The sequence below is a fragment of the Pelodictyon luteolum genome (assembly GCF_001622165.1).
GTDB classification, from domain to species: Bacteria; Bacteroidota; Chlorobiia; order Chlorobiales; family Chlorobiaceae; genus Chlorobium; species Chlorobium luteolum_B.
On the sequence record NZ_LVWG01000037.1, the window covers coordinates 1 to 2,142 of the forward strand.

Consider the following 2,142-nt stretch of genomic DNA (forward strand, 5'->3'; position numbering starts at 1 on the left):
TTTTTCATGAAAAGCCCTGCCTTTACCGGTAGGGCTTTTCTGTTTTATATCCCACTTCCCACCCCCAACTCACTCTCTCTTCCATTCCCGTTTTCTCTCGCTCCTCGGTGCTATGTATATACGGCGTGATTGGATGGGCGGACTGTTATCCCCTGCTTACCGCTGCTAGGAGTCGAAACGGCTACTGAAATCATTGATGATTTTCTGGAATCTATCATGTAGAGTCAGTGGGTTGATTCCTCCACGCGATGCCACCACTTTGCCTGTGTGGTCATCGATCATGATATGATTGCCGTCAGCGTTTATCAATCCATAGATCCAGCGCTCGGTCGATCCGACCAGAATCGCGTCCTCTCGTGGTTTCGGCATTTTACTTGTTGATAGCATGGATGCAATGATATGCTGCAGGTCCAGATGTGAGCGGAGCGCATGGTCCCTACCAGCTTCAACTCCGGGTCCTACGATCAAAAGAGGTACCCGGTAGTTTCGGGTGTTTTCCGCTCCAGCCCGGTCTCCATGATCCGAGACTATCACCAGAAGGCTTTTCTTCCACGTACGCTCTCCCATGAGGAGATCCAGCAGTTCATTCAGGTATGTGTCATAATATGCGAGCTGGGGAATTCCCGTCTTTGCACGCCATTCCGTGGTATGGCCGTAAGCCAGTTCGTGGAGTGTGAACGTTCTTTGGTGCTGCCGAGGGAGCGCCGCAATAGTTGACAGCGCTGCACGGTCTTCAGTTGCTGATTCCATACGGCTTGACTCTACTGATACCCATGTTTTCCCGATGGGAAGATCTTTCCGGTGCATGATGCTCGACCATTCTTTGCGCACTGGAATGAATGGCTGATCGTCATAGGTGCTGATGAACTGGGTATGGAATCCTGCAGCGTTAAAACTTCGCACCAGATTAGGTGCGCTATTGACGTTTTCGTATATGCTGGTATCGGTATAGGAGCGATACGGAACCTGCTCGGAGGTGAGCATTGCGATCAGGCTGGTATAGGAGTCAAGATTTGTTGTGTAATAGCGGTCAAAATATCTGGCATGCTTCACAATGCGGTTAAAAAAAACAGATCCCTTTGCTGAAAAGGTTTTCTCGAACTGATCAGCACTTACCCCTTCCAGAACAATCAGGTAGACGTGGTCGATCCTCAGCGTTCCCTTCATCGATTTCGCGCTGCTGTTGGCCAGAATGGCGGCATCCTGCCTTTTTGTCGGGGGATGCAGTGCAGGCACTTCGCGCCTTTCATGTGAGAATGCGGTCGAAAGTTCTTCTTTCAGGCTGTTTACGACTGGATGAGGTGAGCGGGGTATTGTCAGCAGTCCTGTTACAATTCCGACGGCCCAGAGGACCGATAGAGGTCGTTTTAACCGCTCATACCAGATGGTGGGTATCGGAGGCATCAGCATTGCCATAAGTAAGGCTGCTGATGCAGCTAACAGCGGAACGATCCGGGACAGGCCGAGGTAATTGGTCAGCAGCGCAGACATCGATGCAGGTGTCGCTGAGAAAATGTTTACAGGAAAGGAAAGGTATTCGCGAAGCATCTGGGGGTAGAGCGATAGCGGTAAAAAAACAATGGCGACGATCGGCAATATCACGAGTTCCGTTCGTGACTGCAGGCTGGACGGAAGTCGGGATATTGCAACTCTATAGCATATGACTGTAAGCGATAGGAGCAGGAGATCATGAGTCCATGCAACCATATGCGGCATAAGCAAGCGCAGATCAAGAGAGTCAACAAGCGCCAGCAGATGGAGAGCAAGCTGCATGATGCTGAACGTGGCAATCAGGAGTGCGGGGCGATATATATCACGCTTGAGACGATGAGGGTGCATAATCGGCGGAAATGGTTTGTATTTCAGTATAAGACGCTACTTTTATCATAACCCTTCATGGCTTGTCCTTCTGAATCCCGACTGGGGGAGGAATAATCGCATCCACCCCAACAGGCTGCCTCTCAGCAGTACGCTGACGGCTGTTGTCGGAATTGGTATATTCCTCCATTAAACACCCTGTTATGCAAAATCCGAATGCACCCTCATGCGTGTCGCCGTCATACTCGTTGCTCATGGAGAAGCTGAAGGCGCAGGCTTCATAGAGAACTATTCCATGATTCGCCACACCCTTGAGCATGCTGG

The 2,142-nt window shown here is 50.5% G+C and carries 1 protein-coding gene; it reads right to left on the reverse strand.

Going from position 1 to position 2,142, the window contains the following annotated elements; all coding sequences use genetic code 11:
- Positions 1-165: 165 nt before the first annotated feature.
- The gene (locus A3K90_RS10170) at positions 166-1,773 is read right to left on the reverse strand and encodes a sulfatase-like hydrolase/transferase (RefSeq protein WP_303682505.1); all 1,608 of its coding nucleotides are present in this window, start codon (positions 1,771-1,773) and stop codon (positions 166-168) included.
- Positions 1,774-2,142 lie beyond the last annotated feature (369 nt).